12 protein-coding genes are annotated in these 13,774 nt (G+C 53.0%); 10 read left to right on the forward strand and 2 right to left on the reverse strand.

What is annotated here, in order from left to right:
* The first annotated feature begins 77 nt into the window (after window positions 1-77).
* Window positions 78-1,259 carry a sugar efflux transporter SetB gene (gene setB / locus C2U53_RS26835; RefSeq protein WP_044258621.1) on the forward strand — a complete coding sequence of 394 codons (1,182 nt, stop codon included), beginning with the start codon at window positions 78-80 and terminating at the stop codon, window positions 1,257-1,259.
* On the opposite strand, the gene C2U53_RS26840 is transcribed toward setB, so the two are convergent.
* Entirely contained in the window at window positions 1,256-1,510 is a 255-nt protein-coding gene (locus C2U53_RS26840) for a YkgJ family cysteine cluster protein (protein WP_043000107.1), read from the reverse strand. The two genes, setB and C2U53_RS26840, sit on opposite strands and share 4 nt — an antisense overlap.
* Before the next feature lie 150 nt (window positions 1,511-1,660).
* Between C2U53_RS26840 and yeiP the strand changes: the two genes are divergently transcribed.
* The gene (yeiP, locus tag C2U53_RS26845; RefSeq protein ID WP_012131588.1) at window positions 1,661-2,233 is read left to right on the forward strand and encodes an elongation factor P-like protein YeiP; all 573 of its coding nucleotides are present in this window, start codon (window positions 1,661-1,663) and stop codon (window positions 2,231-2,233) included.
* Window positions 2,234-2,292: 59 nt separating this feature from the next.
* On the opposite strand, the gene uxuA is transcribed toward yeiP, so the two are convergent.
* Entirely contained in the window at window positions 2,293-3,483 is a 1,191-nt protein-coding gene (uxuA, locus tag C2U53_RS26850; protein WP_044258619.1) for a mannonate dehydratase, read from the reverse strand.
* A gap of 205 nt (window positions 3,484-3,688) precedes the next feature.
* Between uxuA and C2U53_RS26855 the strand changes: the two genes are divergently transcribed.
* From C2U53_RS26855 to C2U53_RS26895, 8 genes are all read left to right on the forward strand, one after another.
* Window positions 3,689-5,155: a mannitol dehydrogenase family protein gene (locus tag C2U53_RS26855; protein ID WP_104446725.1), complete on the forward strand. Its 1,467-nt coding sequence runs from the start codon at window positions 3,689-3,691 to the stop codon at window positions 5,153-5,155.
* A gap of 116 nt (window positions 5,156-5,271) precedes the next feature.
* The gene (locus C2U53_RS26860) at window positions 5,272-6,258 is read left to right on the forward strand and encodes a GTP-binding protein (protein WP_044268673.1); all 987 of its coding nucleotides are present in this window, start codon (window positions 5,272-5,274) and stop codon (window positions 6,256-6,258) included.
* A gap of 29 nt (window positions 6,259-6,287) precedes the next feature.
* Complete coding sequence (locus C2U53_RS26865) at window positions 6,288-7,010, forward strand: phosphatase PAP2 family protein (protein WP_080721930.1); 723 nt, start codon at window positions 6,288-6,290, stop codon at window positions 7,008-7,010.
* A gap of 414 nt (window positions 7,011-7,424) precedes the next feature.
* Window positions 7,425-7,994 carry a bifunctional murein DD-endopeptidase/murein LD-carboxypeptidase gene (gene mepS / locus C2U53_RS26875; RefSeq protein WP_043000104.1) on the forward strand — a complete coding sequence of 190 codons (570 nt, stop codon included), beginning with the start codon at window positions 7,425-7,427 and terminating at the stop codon, window positions 7,992-7,994.
* Window positions 7,995-8,180: 186 nt separating this feature from the next.
* A complete protein-coding gene (locus C2U53_RS26880) occupies window positions 8,181-9,737 on the forward strand; it encodes a cyclic di-GMP phosphodiesterase (protein ID WP_104446726.1) in 1,557 nt (518 codons plus the stop codon).
* Between the two features lie 102 nt (window positions 9,738-9,839).
* Entirely contained in the window at window positions 9,840-11,654 is a 1,815-nt protein-coding gene (locus C2U53_RS26885) for an extracellular solute-binding protein (protein ID WP_104446925.1), read from the forward strand.
* A complete protein-coding gene (locus C2U53_RS26890) occupies window positions 11,655-12,749 on the forward strand; it encodes a microcin C ABC transporter permease YejB (protein WP_043000102.1) in 1,095 nt (364 codons plus the stop codon).
* Window positions 12,749-13,774 carry an ABC transporter permease gene (locus C2U53_RS26895; protein WP_043000101.1) on the forward strand — a complete coding sequence of 342 codons (1,026 nt, stop codon included), beginning with the start codon at window positions 12,749-12,751 and terminating at the stop codon, window positions 13,772-13,774. Before C2U53_RS26890 ends, C2U53_RS26895 begins: the two co-directional genes overlap by 1 nt.

Genomic DNA, 13,774 nt, shown 5'->3' on the forward strand with positions numbered 1-13,774 from the left:
ATTTTGATTTAGTCATCTGTTTATTTCTCACTAAGCGGCGTAAACTCCGCGTCTCGTCACACTACTGATATCCAAACATGCACAATACCCCCGCTGCCGCCTCGCCAAAAACGTTTGACCTGACGTCTACGGCTTTCCTTATTGTCGCCTTTCTCACCGGTATCGCCGGTGCGCTACAGACCCCCACGCTAAGCCTTTTTCTGACTGATGAAGTCCATGCGCGCCCAGCAATGGTCGGCTTCTTTTTTACCGGCAGTGCGGTGATCGGCATCCTGGTGAGCCAGTTTCTGGCGGGACGTTCAGATAAAAAAGGCGATCGCAAAAAGCTGATCGTCTTCTGCTGTGCGCTGGGCATGCTGGCGTGCGTGTTATTTGCCTGGAATCGTAACTACTTTATTTTGCTGTTTGTTGGGGTGTTTCTCAGCAGTTTTGGTTCGACCGCCAACCCGCAAATGTTTGCCCTGGCCCGCGAACATGCTGACCGCACAGGCCGTGAAGCGGTGATGTTCAGCTCCATATTGCGCGCCCAGGTTTCCCTCGCGTGGGTGATCGGCCCGCCGCTGGCTTACGCGCTGGCAATGGGCTTCAGCTTTACGGTGATGTACCTCAGTGCCGCGGTGGCGTTTGTAGTTTGCGGGGCAATGGTATGGTTTTTCTTACCATCCATGCGCAAAGAGACCGCACTGGCGATCGGTACGCTGGAAGCGCCGCGTCGTAACCGTCGCGATACCCTGCTGCTGTTTGCCATTTGTACCTTAATGTGGGGTACCAACAGCCTGTATATTATTAATATGCCGCTGTTTATTATTAATGAGCTGCATCTGCCGGAGAAACTGGCGGGTGTGATGATGGGGACAGCGGCCGGTCTGGAAATCCCGACCATGTTGATTGCTGGCTACTTCGCAAAACGTCTGGGTAAACGTCTGCTAATGTGCATTGCGGTCGCTGCCGGTTTTTGCTTTTACGCAGGAATGCTGGTCGCGCACTCCCCTGTTGTGCTGCTGGGTTTACAATTGCTGAACGCCATCTATATCGGTATTCTCGGCGGCATCGGTATGCTCTATTTTCAGGATCTGATGCCTGGTCAGGCAGGGTCCGCCACCACGCTCTACACCAATACCATCCGCGTCGGCTGGATTATCGCCGGATCGCTGGCGGGCATTGCCGCTGAAATCTGGAACTACCATGCCGTTTTCTGGTTTGCGCTGGTGATGATTGTCGCCACCATGGCCTGCCTGTCGCGCATTAAGGATGTTTAGGGCGCGGTCAGCGCTTCAAGATCAATAAGCCAGGTCATCGCCTCGTCGCGGTTCGTTAAGCACATTTCCTGGGACGGTTTGAGGCTGCGACAGACGTTGGGGCGGAGGCTGGAGCCAAAGATACGGCACAGGTTGTCATCTGAGAGCTGGACGCACCTGACGTTTGCGGGCTTTCCCTGCGGCATGCCGGGGATGGGGCTGGAAATAGAAGGGGCAATACAACACGCCCCACAATCCGGACGGCATTCCATAATCTGACTCTCTTTATTGTGACCACCGGACAGGCGCGCACAGTACCACCTTTTTTGCACCAGCAAAAGGTGAATTCCACTTGCCTGAATGACCCGGCGCGAGTAGTTTGACGCGATAATTTAGCTAATCTCTATAACAGGATCTTTTCGATGCCAAGAGCGAACGAAATCAAAAAAGGTATGGTACTGAATTACAACGGCAAACTGCTGATTGTGAAAGATATCGATATTCAGTCCCCGACAGCCCGTGGCGCGGCAACGCTGTACAAAATGCGGTTCTCCGATGTCCGCACAGGTCTGAAAGTGGAAGAGCGTTTCAAGGGCGATGACATTGTCGATACCGTGACCCTGAGCCGCCGTGGAGTCGACTTCTCCTATATCGATGGCAACGAATACGTGTTCATGGATAAAGAAGACTACACGCCTTATACCTTCACCAAAGATCAGATCGAAGAAGAGCTGCTGTTTATCCCGGAAGGTGGAATGCCGGATATGCAGGTGCTAACCTGGGACGGTCAACTGCTGGCGCTCGAACTGCCGCAGACGGTGGATCTGGAAATCGTGGAAACCGCTCCAGGCATCAAAGGCGCTTCCGCCAGTGCGCGTAACAAACCCGCGACGCTGAGCACCGGTCTGGTTATTCAGGTGCCAGAATACCTGAGCGCCGGTGAGAAAATCCGCATTCATATCGAAGAGCGCCGCTATATGGGCCGTGCGGATTAATTTTTGAATGGATGTAAAAAAGGACAGCCTGAGCTGTCCTTTTTTTGTCGTTTGCTGTTTTACAGCAGGTCGCGGAACTGGGTCATTTTCAGCGCCAGTTCAACACCGCGTACTTCCGCCAGCCCTTTCAGACGGCCAATCGCGGAATAACCCGGGTTGGTTTTCTTATGCAGATCGTCCAGCATTTGATGACCGTGATCGGGGCGCATCGGAATGGGACGCAAATCCCCCGCCTTCTTGCGGCGCTGCTCTTCGGTCAGAATCGCCGTCACCACCGCGACCATATTCACATCACCCTGCAAATGTGCGCCTTCATGGAAGGTTTTCGGGTTCGCTTCGCGGCACGTCGAGCGCAGATGGGTAAAGTGGATACGATCGCCAAAGGTTTCAATCATTTTCACCAGATCGTTATCCGCACGAACGCCGTAAGAGCCTGTGCACATGGTGAAACCGTTGTAGATGCTGTCGACGGTCTCTTTCAGCCACTGCATATCTTCAATGGTGGAGACAATGCGTGGTAACCCGAGAATCGGACGCGGCGGATCGTCAGGATGCACTGCCAGACGCACGCCCACTTCTTCAGCCACCGGGACAATCGCACGCAGGAACACGGCCATATTGTCACGCAGATCGTCTTTGCTGATGCCGTCATACTCGGCCAGACGCGCGCGGAACTGATCGAGCGTATAACCCTCTTCCGCACCAGGCAGACCGGCAATGATATTACGGGTCAGTTTTTCGATATCCGCGTCGCTCATGGCATTGAAATAGGCCAACGCCTGACGCTGTTCTTCTTCGCTATAGTCCGCTTCCGCACCCGCACGCTTGAGGATATGCAACTCAAAAGCGGCGAAGGCTATTTGATCGAAACGCAGCGCTTTCGAACCGTCTGGCAATTCGTACTCAAGGTCGGTACGCGTCCAGTCCAGAATCGGCATAAAGTTATAGCAGACGGTGTCAATGCCGCAGGCTGCCAGATTACGGATGCTCTGCTGATAATTTGCGATCCATGTCTGATACTGACCGGAGCGGGTCTTGATCTCTTCATGAACCGGAATACTTTCGACCACCGACCAGGTTAACCCTTTTTCCGCCAGAATCGCCTGACGTTTTTTAATCTCATCGACCGGCCACACTTCACCGTTCGGAATGTGGTGCAATGCTGTCACAACACCCGTTGCACCAGCCTGACGCACATCATCAAGCGATACCGGATCGTTAGGCCCGTACCAACGCCAGGTTTGTTCCATTGCTTTACCTCACAAAGTTGTTATACCAAATTAGCTTACCTGAATGACGACTACCATACAGGCTTCTACGAGGTGATCAATAAAAGGGGCGTGATTGATTGATCCAGCTCACATTACCCGGATAAATCAGGCTTACCAATTTCATTTGTTGTCATATAACTTTACACTGGCGTTGTTAATTTATGGTTAATCAGGTGTGTAATAAATGACTACAATTGCCTCAGCAATATTGCCGGATGGCGTACAAACGCCACGCTATGACCGCCAGCAACTGAAAACCCGCATGGTGCATTTCGGTTTTGGTGCCTTTCATCGTGCGCATCAGGCATTACTGACCGATCGGGTGCTGAACGCCCAGGGCGGAGATTGGGGAATTTGTGAAATCAGCCTGTTCAGCGGCGACACGCTGATGCGTCAACTCCGCGAGCAGGATCATTTATACACCGTGCTGGAAAAAGGCGCAGACGGCAATCAGGCGATTATTGTCGGTGCCGTCAACGAATGTCTGAATGCGAAACTCGATTCGCTCGCCGCTATAATCGAAAAATTCTGCGAACCTCAGGTGGCGATTGTCTCACTGACCATCACCGAAAAAGGGTATTGCATCGATCCGGCTACTGGCGCGCTGGACCTGACAAATCCGCGCATTGTTCACGACCTGCAATCGCCTGATGAACCCCATTCAGCACCGGGTATTCTGGTGGAAGCGCTGTCACGTCGGCAGGCACGCGGCCTGGCAGCTTTTTCTGTACTCTCCTGCGATAACATTCCTGATAACGGCCACGTCGTGAAGAACGCCGTGCTGGGGATGGCGGAAAAACGATCCCCCGCGCTGGCGGACTGGATCCGCGAGCACGTCAGCTTCCCTGCCACGATGGTTGACCGCATTGTTCCGGCCGCGACGGAAGAGTCGCTGGCGGAGATCACTCGCGAACTGGGCGTGACCGATCCTTGCGCCATCAGCTGTGAACCGTTCATTCAATGGGTGGTTGAAGACCACTTTGTCGCCGGTCGTCCCGCATGGGAAGCGGCTGGCGTGCAGATGGTCAGCGATGTGCGTCCCTGGGAAGAGATGAAATTACGGATGCTTAATGGCAGCCACTCGTTTCTCGCGTATCTCGGTTATCTTTCCGGATTTCAGCATATTAATGAGTGCATGCAGGACAGCGCATTCCGCGAAGCCGCGTACCGACTGATGGTGGACGAACAGGCGCCGACGCTCACTATTACTGACGTGGATTTGACCGGTTACGCGCAAAGCCTGATTGAACGCTTTGCGAATCCGGCGCTGAAGCATAAAACCTGGCAAATCGCGATGGACGGCAGTCAGAAACTGCCGCAGCGGATGCTGGCGGGCATTCGTCTCCATCTGGCACGCGAAAGCGCATGGCCACTCTTAGCGCTGGGCGTGGCGGGGTGGATGCGCTATGTCAGCGGCGTCGATGATGCCGGCACGACCATCGACGTTCGCGACCCGCTGAATGATAAAATCCGCGCAAGGGTCGCGGCCAGTACGGAGGATCAGCGCGTGTCGGCACTGCTCTCTTTATCGGAAATTTTTGGCAACGACCTCCCGCACAATCCGGTTTTTGTCCAGGCGATTGAAACGGCCTGGCAGCGTATCGCGCAACACGGTGCACATCAGGCGGTGATTGATACGTTAAAAAATTAACAATTTCTGCCATTAAGGCGAACAGAGGCCGTCTTCGTTCGCCCCGCCCTTCTCTTTTTCACTTTTTTTCGCCAGGATTAATGGAAACCGTTACGGTACATTATTCTGGAGCAGGCGTGACCAAAACTAACCTCATCACCGGTTTCCTCGGCAGCGGAAAAACCACTTCTATCCTCCATCTGTTAGCGCACAAAGACCCCACCGAAAAATGGGCGGTACTGGTCAATGAGTTCGGTGAGGTCGGCATTGACGGCGCTCTGCTTGCTGATAGCGGCGCGTTGCTCAAAGAGATCCCCGGCGGCTGTATGTGCTGCGTGAACGGCCTGCCCATGCAGGTTGGACTGAATACCCTGCTGCGTCAGGGAAAACCAGACCGCCTGCTGATCGAACCAACTGGACTGGGGCATCCGAAACAGATCCTCTCCCTCCTCACAGCACCGGTGTATGAACCCTGGATCGACCTGCGCGCCACGTTGTGCATTCTTGATCCTCGCGGATTGCTGGATGAAAAAAGCGTTACCAATGAGAACTTCCGCGATCAGTTAGCGGCAGCAGATATCATTGTGGCGAATAAAACCGATCGTGCGACTGCGGAAAGTGAACGTGCGCTGCAAACCTGGTGGCAACAGTTTGGCGGCAACCGTCAGTTAGTGCAGGTCACGCATGGTCAGATTGACAGACAGTTGCTCGATTTACCGCGTCTGAATCTGGCTGAATTGCCCACCAGCGCCGCGCATTCGCACAGCCATCCAGAACCGCGAGGATTGGCGGCGCTGAGCCTGCCAACTCAACAACGCTGGCGTCGTAGCCTGAACAGCGGTCAGGGGCATCAGGCCTGCGGCTGGATTTTTGATGCCGATACGGTCTTTGACACCATCGGACTGCTGGAATGGGCACGACTGGCGCCGGTTGGCCGGGTGAAGGGAGTCATGCGTATTCCGGAAGGCCTCGTGCGCATTAATCGCCAGGGCGAAGATCTGCACATTGAAACGCAGAATGTCGCGCCGCCGGACAGTCGTATTGAACTGATATCCAGCACCGAGGCAGACTGGAATACGTTGCAGAGCGCATTGTTGAAGCTTCGTTTAGCTGAACACGCGTAAGGTTGCCTGCGATTTATTGAACAGCGAACATGTTAAATATGAAAATCCGGTTACCACTGATACTTCTGCTGAATGTTGCCGGTCTGGCGTTATTCATGAGCTGGTATATGCCCGTGAATCATGGATTCTGGTTCCCGGTTGACGCCGGCATTTTCCACTTCTTTAACCAGAAACTGGTAGAGAGCCCGGCCTTCCTGTGGCTGGTCGCCATCACCAATAATCGGGCGTTTGACGCCTGTTCCCTGCTGGCGATGGGTTGTCTGATGCTGAATTTCTGGCTGAAAGAGACGCCTGCAGGCCGCCGCCGTATTGTCATCATCGGTCTGGTGATGCTGCTTACCGCCGTGGTTCTGAACCAGGCAGGTCAGGCGCTGCTGCCTGTAAAACGCGCCAGTCCTACGCTCAGTTTTGCTAATATTTATCGCGTCAGCGAATTGCTGCATATTTCGACGAAGGATGCCTCCAAAGACAGTTTCCCTGGCGATCACGGGATGATGCTGCTTATTTTCGCCGCATTTATGTTGCGCTATTTCGGAAAAGCCGCAGGATTTATCGGCCTTATTATTGTTGTGGTTTTTGCTTTCCCACGTGTCATGATCGGCGCCCACTGGTTCACCGATATCGCCGTAGGATCATTAACCGTGGTTCTAATTGGCCTGCCCTGGTGTCTCCTGACCCCGTTAAGCGATCGCCTTATCGCGCTTTTCGACAATTATCTTCCCGGCAAAAACACACAAATCTTAAACAAATAACCCACAATTATTAACATCATCAGGGTTTATTCTTACGCCCTGATGATGTGTTAAGATAAATTATTCATCTCATCGTCATTATTTTGTCATGACATTACCTTTGAGAATGAATGAGTTGCCTGTTTTTCCGTCATTTTGCGTTTAAATTGACCAATCCCGTTTATTCACTTTCTGTATCACATTTTCTTATTAAAATTCAGATAAAATCACTCGCCAAGCCTGAAACGATCGGGTAACCTCGAACTCGTTTTGCCTCGCTGGGTTATTATTCTCTTCGCGAATAAATTTGTGCGTTCTGCCACAGTTTTGCGCTTAAAGAATTGTCTCATTGTGCGCAGGTAATTAGTCTCGTCACGTTTGGCATTTTTTTATAACGATATTTATCGTTAAGGACTTCAAGGGAAAACAAACAAAATGGTCAAATCTCAACCGATCTTGAGATATATCTTGCGCGGGATCCCCGCGATAGCAGTCGCGGTACTGCTTTCTGCATGTAGCACTACCACAAACACCGCAAAGAACACGCATTCTGAGACGCTTGGTGTGAATCAAGAAGCTTCCTCACTGCAAGCTTCTCAGGATGAATTTGAGAGTATGGTACGTAACCTCGATGTTAAATCGCGGATTATGGATCAGTACGCTGACTGGAAAGGCGTGCGCTATCGTCTCGGCGGCAACTCCAAAAAAGGTATTGATTGTTCCAGCTTTGTACAGCGTACATTCCGTGAACAGTTTGGTTTAGAACTCCCACGCTCCACCTACGAGCAACAGGAAACCGGTAAATCCGTTTCGCGCACTAATCTGCGTACTGGCGATCTGGTTCTGTTCCGCGCAGGTTCGACGGGCCGTCATGTTGGTATTTACATTGGCAACAACCAGTTTGTTCATGCCTCTACCAGCAGCGGTGTCATCATCTCCAGCATGAACGAGCCATACTGGAAGAAGCGCTATAACGAAGCGCGTCGGGTTCTGAGCCGCAGTTAATCGTTTGGTTGCTATCCCTTGGCGCCCCTGACGAGACAGACGAAAAGCATCGCTTCGGCGGTGCTTTTTTTTTGATTCCCTTTTTCTCCCTGTGGAAAAGCATGACTCGCCGAAGCAATCCAGGCTATAGTCTTGTTATTCCATCACATTTATCATCATCGCAATCTCAGGATAAAGCCAGGCATCATGTTCACTCACGCCTTAACGACTGGTCGAAAAATCGTGCTTACCTGCCTGATTACCGGGGTTGTCGTTGCTATTGTTATCAGTAGCTTACAATTCGTGATGGCGTGGCATAAGCGGGAAGTTAAATACGACACGCTGGTTTCTGACATTCAGCATTACCTGGTTAGCTATTTTGCCGATCTCAAAAGTACTACCGACATTCTTCAACCGTTGACTTTAAAGACCTGTAAACAAGTCAGCGCAGAACTCACTTCCCGTGCCGCCTTTAGCCTGAACGTTCGTGCCTTTTTGCTGGTCAAGGATAAGAAAGCATTTTGCTCATCGGCAACCGGAGGCATGGATACGCTGCTGACTGAACTGGTCCCCAGCCTCGATATTGGTAAAGATATCGATATGGCGATTATCCCGGGAACGCCGATGATGCCCAATAAACCCGCGATGGTGATTTGGTATCGTAATCCCCTGATGATGAATAGCGGCGTTTTCACCTCCCTGAATATCAACCTTACGCCGTATTTGCTCTATACCGCCCGCCAGGAAGACTTTGACGGGATTGCCATCATCGTCGGCAACACCGTGTTGTCGACCTTTTCAGACCATCTGCTCACCGTTGATGAACTCGACGGTTCACCGGAGCGCGAAGCAAAAATTGCCGGTGTTCCGGTGACGATCAGGCTATACGCAACCAACTGGACCTGGACCGACTTATGGTATGCCCTGCTTCTCGGCGGGATGGGTGGGATCATTGCGGGTTTACTCTGCTACTACGTCATGAGCATTCGCTTGCGGCCCGGAAAAGAGATCCTCACCGGGATCAAACGCGATCAGTTCTACGTCGTCTATCAGCCTGTCGTGGATACGCAGTCGCTGAAGGTCACCGGGCTGGAAGTGTTGCTGCGCTGGAGACACCCAACGGCAGGAGAAATCCCACCTGATGCGTTTATTCATTACGCTGAGGCCCAGCACATGATTGTGCCGCTGACCCAACATCTGTTTAAGCTGGTGGCGCGGGACGCCCCTACGCTGCAAAAAGTCCTCCCGGTCGGCGCGAAGTACGGTATCAATATTGCGCCTGATCACCTGCACAGCAGCAGTTTTAAAGATGACGTTCGGCAGTTAGTCGCCGCGATGCCGCCCAACCACTTCCAGATCGTGCTGGAAATTACTGAACGCGACATGCTCAAGCAACATGAAGCGTCACAGTTATTTGAGTGGCTGCACGCCGCGGGCTTCGAAATTGCGATAGACGACTTCGGTACCGGCCACAGTGCGCTGATTTATCTGGAACGCTACACCCTGGATTATCTGAAAATCGATCGCGGTTTTATTAACGCCATTGGAACAGAAACCGTCACTTCGCCGGTGCTGGATGCAGTGCTGACGCTCGCTAAACGCCTCGATATGATGACGGTAGCTGAAGGGGTGGAAACGCCTGAGCAGGCAAAATGGCTGCATGAACGCGGGGTTCGCTTCCTTCAGGGCTACTGGATTAGCCGCCCGCTGCCGCTCGACGAATTTGTTGATTGGGTTTCACAGCCACACGCGCTGAAATGGTAAAGTCCCAACGCGTGGATTCACAACAGACGCCACCTGCCCTATTATTCAGGCATCAGAGTGACCTGCGCGGGCAGTTAAGCAAGACAAGGAATCCCTTTGCAGATAATCGTTCGCATATTGCTGCTGTTTGTCATGTTGATAAGCGCGAGTGTCCAGGCGCAGGCGATCAAAGAGAGTTATGCCTTCGCGGTACTGGGAGAGCCTAAATACGCGTTCAACTTTGATCATTTTGATTACGCCAATCCCGCCGCCCCCAAAGGCGGTCAGATTACCCTTTCCGCGCTCGGCACCTTCGACAACTTCAACCGCTACGCCCTGCGAGGTAACCCCGGCGCCCGGACCGAACAGCTTTACGACACCCTGTTTACCACCTCTGATGACGAGCCCGGCAGCTATTATCCGCTGATCGCCGAGAGCGCACGCTATGCAGAGGATTATTCGTGGGTGGAAATCACGATCAACCCCCGCGCTCGTTTTCATGATGGCTCGCCCGTCATAGCCAAAGATGTCGCCTTCACTTTCAACAAATTTATGACTGAAGGCGTGCCACAGTTTCGTCTGGTCTACAAAGGCACAACGGTTAAAGCCATTGCCCCACTCACCGTACGCATGGAGCTCGCGAAGCCGGGTAAAGAGGATATGCTCAGTCTGTTCTCATTACCCGTAATGCCACAAGCGTACTGGAAAGATCATAAGCTCAGCGACCCGTTGTCCAGACCGCCGCTGGGTGGTGGTCCTTATCGCATTAGTCAGTGGAAGATGGGGCAATATATTGTCTATACGCGCGTGAAGGATTACTGGGCGGCCAATCTGCCGGTCAATCGTGGCCGTTGGAACTTCGATGTCATTCGTTATGACTATTATCTCGACGACAACGTAGCCTTTGAGGCCTTTAAGGCCGGCGCGTTTGATTTGCGCCTGGAGAGCGATGCCAAAAACTGGGCGACGCGCTATGTTGGCAAAAACTTTGATAATCAGTACATCATCAAAGATGAGCAGAAAAATGAATCGGCGCAGGATACGCGCTGGCTGACGTTCAACATTCAGCGCCCCGTTTTCAATGATCGACGCGTCCGTGAAGCCGTTACGCTGGCGTTTGATTTTGAATGGATGAATAAAGCGCTGTTCTACAACGCCTGGAGCCGGGCAAACAGCTATTTCCAGAACACCGAGTATGCGGCCAGAAACTACCCCGATGCGGCTGAACTGGTCCTGCTTGCGCCGATGAAAAAGGATCTGCCGCCGGAAGTCTTCAGCCAGATTTATCAGCCTCCCGTATCCAAAGGTGACGGTTACGATCGGGAAAACCTGTTAAAAGCGGATAAATTACTGAAAGACGCGGGCTGGGAACTGAAAGGTCAGCAACGGATTAACACGGTCACTGGCAAACCGCTGAATTTTGAACTGCTCATTTCCGCCGCCAGTAACAGCCAGTGGGTCTTGCCCTTCCAGCATAATCTCCAGCGTCTGGGGATTACGATGACTATTCGTCAGGTGGATAACTCACAGCTCACCAATCGCCTGCGCAGCCGGGACTACGACATGATGCCGACCCTGTGGCGGGCGATGCCGTGGCCCAGTTCCGATCTGCAAATCTCCTGGGCGTCCGAGTATATCGACTCAAGTTATAATTCTCCAGGTGTGAAAAGTCCGGTGGTCGACAAACTGATCGCCCAAATCATCGCCGCACAGGGTGATAAAAACAAACTGCTGCCGCTCGGGCGTGCGCTGGACCGCGTGCTGACCTGGAATTACTACATGTTGCCGATGTGGTACATGGCGGAAGATCGACTGGCCTGGTGGGATAAATTTTCCCGCCCGGGCATTCGTCCAATGTATACCATTGGCCTGGATAACTGGTGGTATGACGTAAACCGGGCAGCGAAGTTACCTGCCGCCAGACGGCAGGGTGAATAAATGGGCGCGTACCTGATTCGTCGTTTGTTGCTGGTTATCCCGACGCTCTGGGCAATCATCACCATCAACTTTTTTATCGTGCAAATTGCCCCCGGCGGCCCGGTCGATCAGGCGATTGCCGCCATCGAATTTGGTCAAACGAGCGCGCTGCCCGGCGCCGGGAGCGAAGGCGTTCGCGCCAGTCATGCCCGAACCGGGGTGGGTAATATCAGCGACAGCAACTATCGCGGGGGACGCGGCCTTGATCCAGAAGTGATTGCCGAAATCACCCAACGCTACGGTTTCGATAAGCCACTGCACGAGCGCTATTTCACCATGCTGTGGAACTATATCCGCTTCGATTTCGGCGACAGCCTGTTTCGTAGCGCCTCGGTACTGACGCTCATCAAAGAGAGCCTGCCGGTGTCGATCACCCTGGGGCTGTGGAGTACGCTCATCATCTATCTGGTGTCGATTCCGTTGGGGATCCGCAAGGCCGTACATAACGGCAGCCGGTTTGACGTCTGGAGCAGCGCGTTTATTATCATCGGCTACGCTATCCCGGCGTTTCTGTTCGCCATACTGCTGATTGTCTTCTTTGCCGGCGGCAGCTATTACGACCTCTTCCCGCTGCGTGGTCTGGTCTCGGCGAATTTCGACACGCTGCCCTGGTATCAGAAGGTAACCGACTATCTGTGGCACATCACCTTACCTGTTCTGGCGACAGTCATTGGCGGGTTTGCCGCATTAACGATGCTGACTAAAAATTCCTTTCTCGATGAAGTGCGTAAGCAGTATGTCGTCACTGCCCGTGCCAAAGGAGTCAGTGAAGGGAATATTCTGTGGAAGCACGTTTTTCGCAACGCCATGCTGCTGGTGATCGCCGGTTTTCCGGCCACCTTCATCAGCATGTTTTTTACCGGTTCGCTGCTGATCGAAGTGATGTTTTCCCTCAACGGTCTGGGTCTGTTGGGTTATGAGGCAACAGTGTCACGCGACTACCCGGTGATGTTTGGCACGCTGTACATCTTCACCTTGATCGGCCTGCTGCTGAATATTCTCAGTGATATCAGCTATACGCTGGTCGATCCGCGCATTGATTTTGAGGGACGTTAATGGCCCATTTAAGCCCCGTCAATCAGGCCCGCTGGGCGCGTTTTCGCCATCATCGTCGTGGCTTCTGGTCGCTGTGGATTTTTCTCGTCCTGTTTGGTCTGAGTCTGTGTTCTGAATTGATTGCTAACGATAAACCGCTGTTAGTGCGCTACGACGGAAGCTGGTATTTCCCGCTGGTCAAGAACTACAGTGAGAGCGATTTTGGCGGGCCGCTGGCAACAAGGGCGGATTACCAGGACCCGTGGCTGAAGCAACAACTGGAAAGCCGCGGGTGGGTCCTCTGGGCTCCGGTGCGCTTTGGGGCGAACAGCATCAACTTTGCGACTGACAAACCCTTCCCCTCGCCCCCTTCGGCGCAGAACTGGCTGGGTACCGATGCCAACGGCGGCGACGTGCTGGCGCGAGTGCTTTACGGCACGCGGATCTCCATTCTTTTCGGCCTGATGCTGACCTTGTGTTCAAGCGTCATGGGTGTACTGGCCGGGGCGCTACAGGGCTACTACGGTGGCAAAGTGGATTTATGGGGCCAACGGTTTATCGAGGTCTGGTCGGGTATGCCGACGCTGTTCCTGATTATTTTGCTCTCCAGCGTCGTGCAGCCTAACTTCTGGTGGCTGCTGGCGATTACGGTGCTGTTTGGCTGGATGAGTCTGGTCGGCGTGGTGCGTGCGGAGTTCTTACGCACGCGAAACTTCGACTATATCCGGGCCGCCCAGGCGCTCGGCGTCAGCGACCGCAGTATCATTTTTCGTCACATGCTGCCCAACGCGATGGTTGCCACCCTGACCTTCTTACCGTTCATTTTATGCAGTTCCATTACCACTCTGACGTCGCTCGATTTTCTTGGCTTTGGTTTACCGTTAGGTTCTCCTTCGCTCGGCGAGTTACTCCTGCAAGGCAAAAATAACCTGCAGGCGCCGTGGCTGGGTATTACTGCGTTTTTGTCTGTCGCCATTCTCCTCTCGCTTCTGATCTTTATTGGCGAGGCCGTCCGTGACGCATTCGATCCCAACAAGGCGGTGTAA

Origin of the sequence: Citrobacter sp. CFNIH10 (assembly GCF_002934585.1) — a bacterium.
GTDB lineage: Bacteria > Pseudomonadota > Gammaproteobacteria > Enterobacterales > Enterobacteriaceae > Citrobacter_A > Citrobacter_A amalonaticus.

Excerpts from the sequence above, each read along its gene's own strand:
- C2U53_RS26880 (WP_104446726.1), top strand. The coding sequence starts at position 8,181 with ATGTTCACTCACGCCTTAACGACTGGTCGAAAAATCGTGCTTACCTGC.
- C2U53_RS26865 (WP_080721930.1), top strand. The coding sequence starts at position 6,288 with ATGTTAAATATGAAAATCCGGTTACCACTGATACTTCTGCTGAATGTT.
- C2U53_RS26890 (WP_043000102.1), top strand. The coding sequence starts at position 11,655 with ATGGGCGCGTACCTGATTCGTCGTTTGTTGCTGGTTATCCCGACGCTC.
- setB (WP_044258621.1), top strand. The coding sequence starts at position 78 with ATGCACAATACCCCCGCTGCCGCCTCGCCAAAAACGTTTGACCTGACG.
- yeiP (WP_012131588.1), top strand. The coding sequence starts at position 1,661 with ATGCCAAGAGCGAACGAAATCAAAAAAGGTATGGTACTGAATTACAAC.
- mepS (WP_043000104.1), top strand. The coding sequence starts at position 7,425 with ATGGTCAAATCTCAACCGATCTTGAGATATATCTTGCGCGGGATCCCC.
- C2U53_RS26855 (WP_104446725.1), top strand. The coding sequence starts at position 3,689 with ATGACTACAATTGCCTCAGCAATATTGCCGGATGGCGTACAAACGCCA.
- uxuA (WP_044258619.1), bottom strand. The coding sequence starts at position 3,483 with ATGGAACAAACCTGGCGTTGGTACGGGCCTAACGATCCGGTATCGCTT.
- C2U53_RS26840 (WP_043000107.1), bottom strand. The coding sequence starts at position 1,510 with ATGGAATGCCGTCCGGATTGTGGGGCGTGTTGTATTGCCCCTTCTATT.
- C2U53_RS26895 (WP_043000101.1), top strand. The coding sequence starts at position 12,749 with ATGGCCCATTTAAGCCCCGTCAATCAGGCCCGCTGGGCGCGTTTTCGC.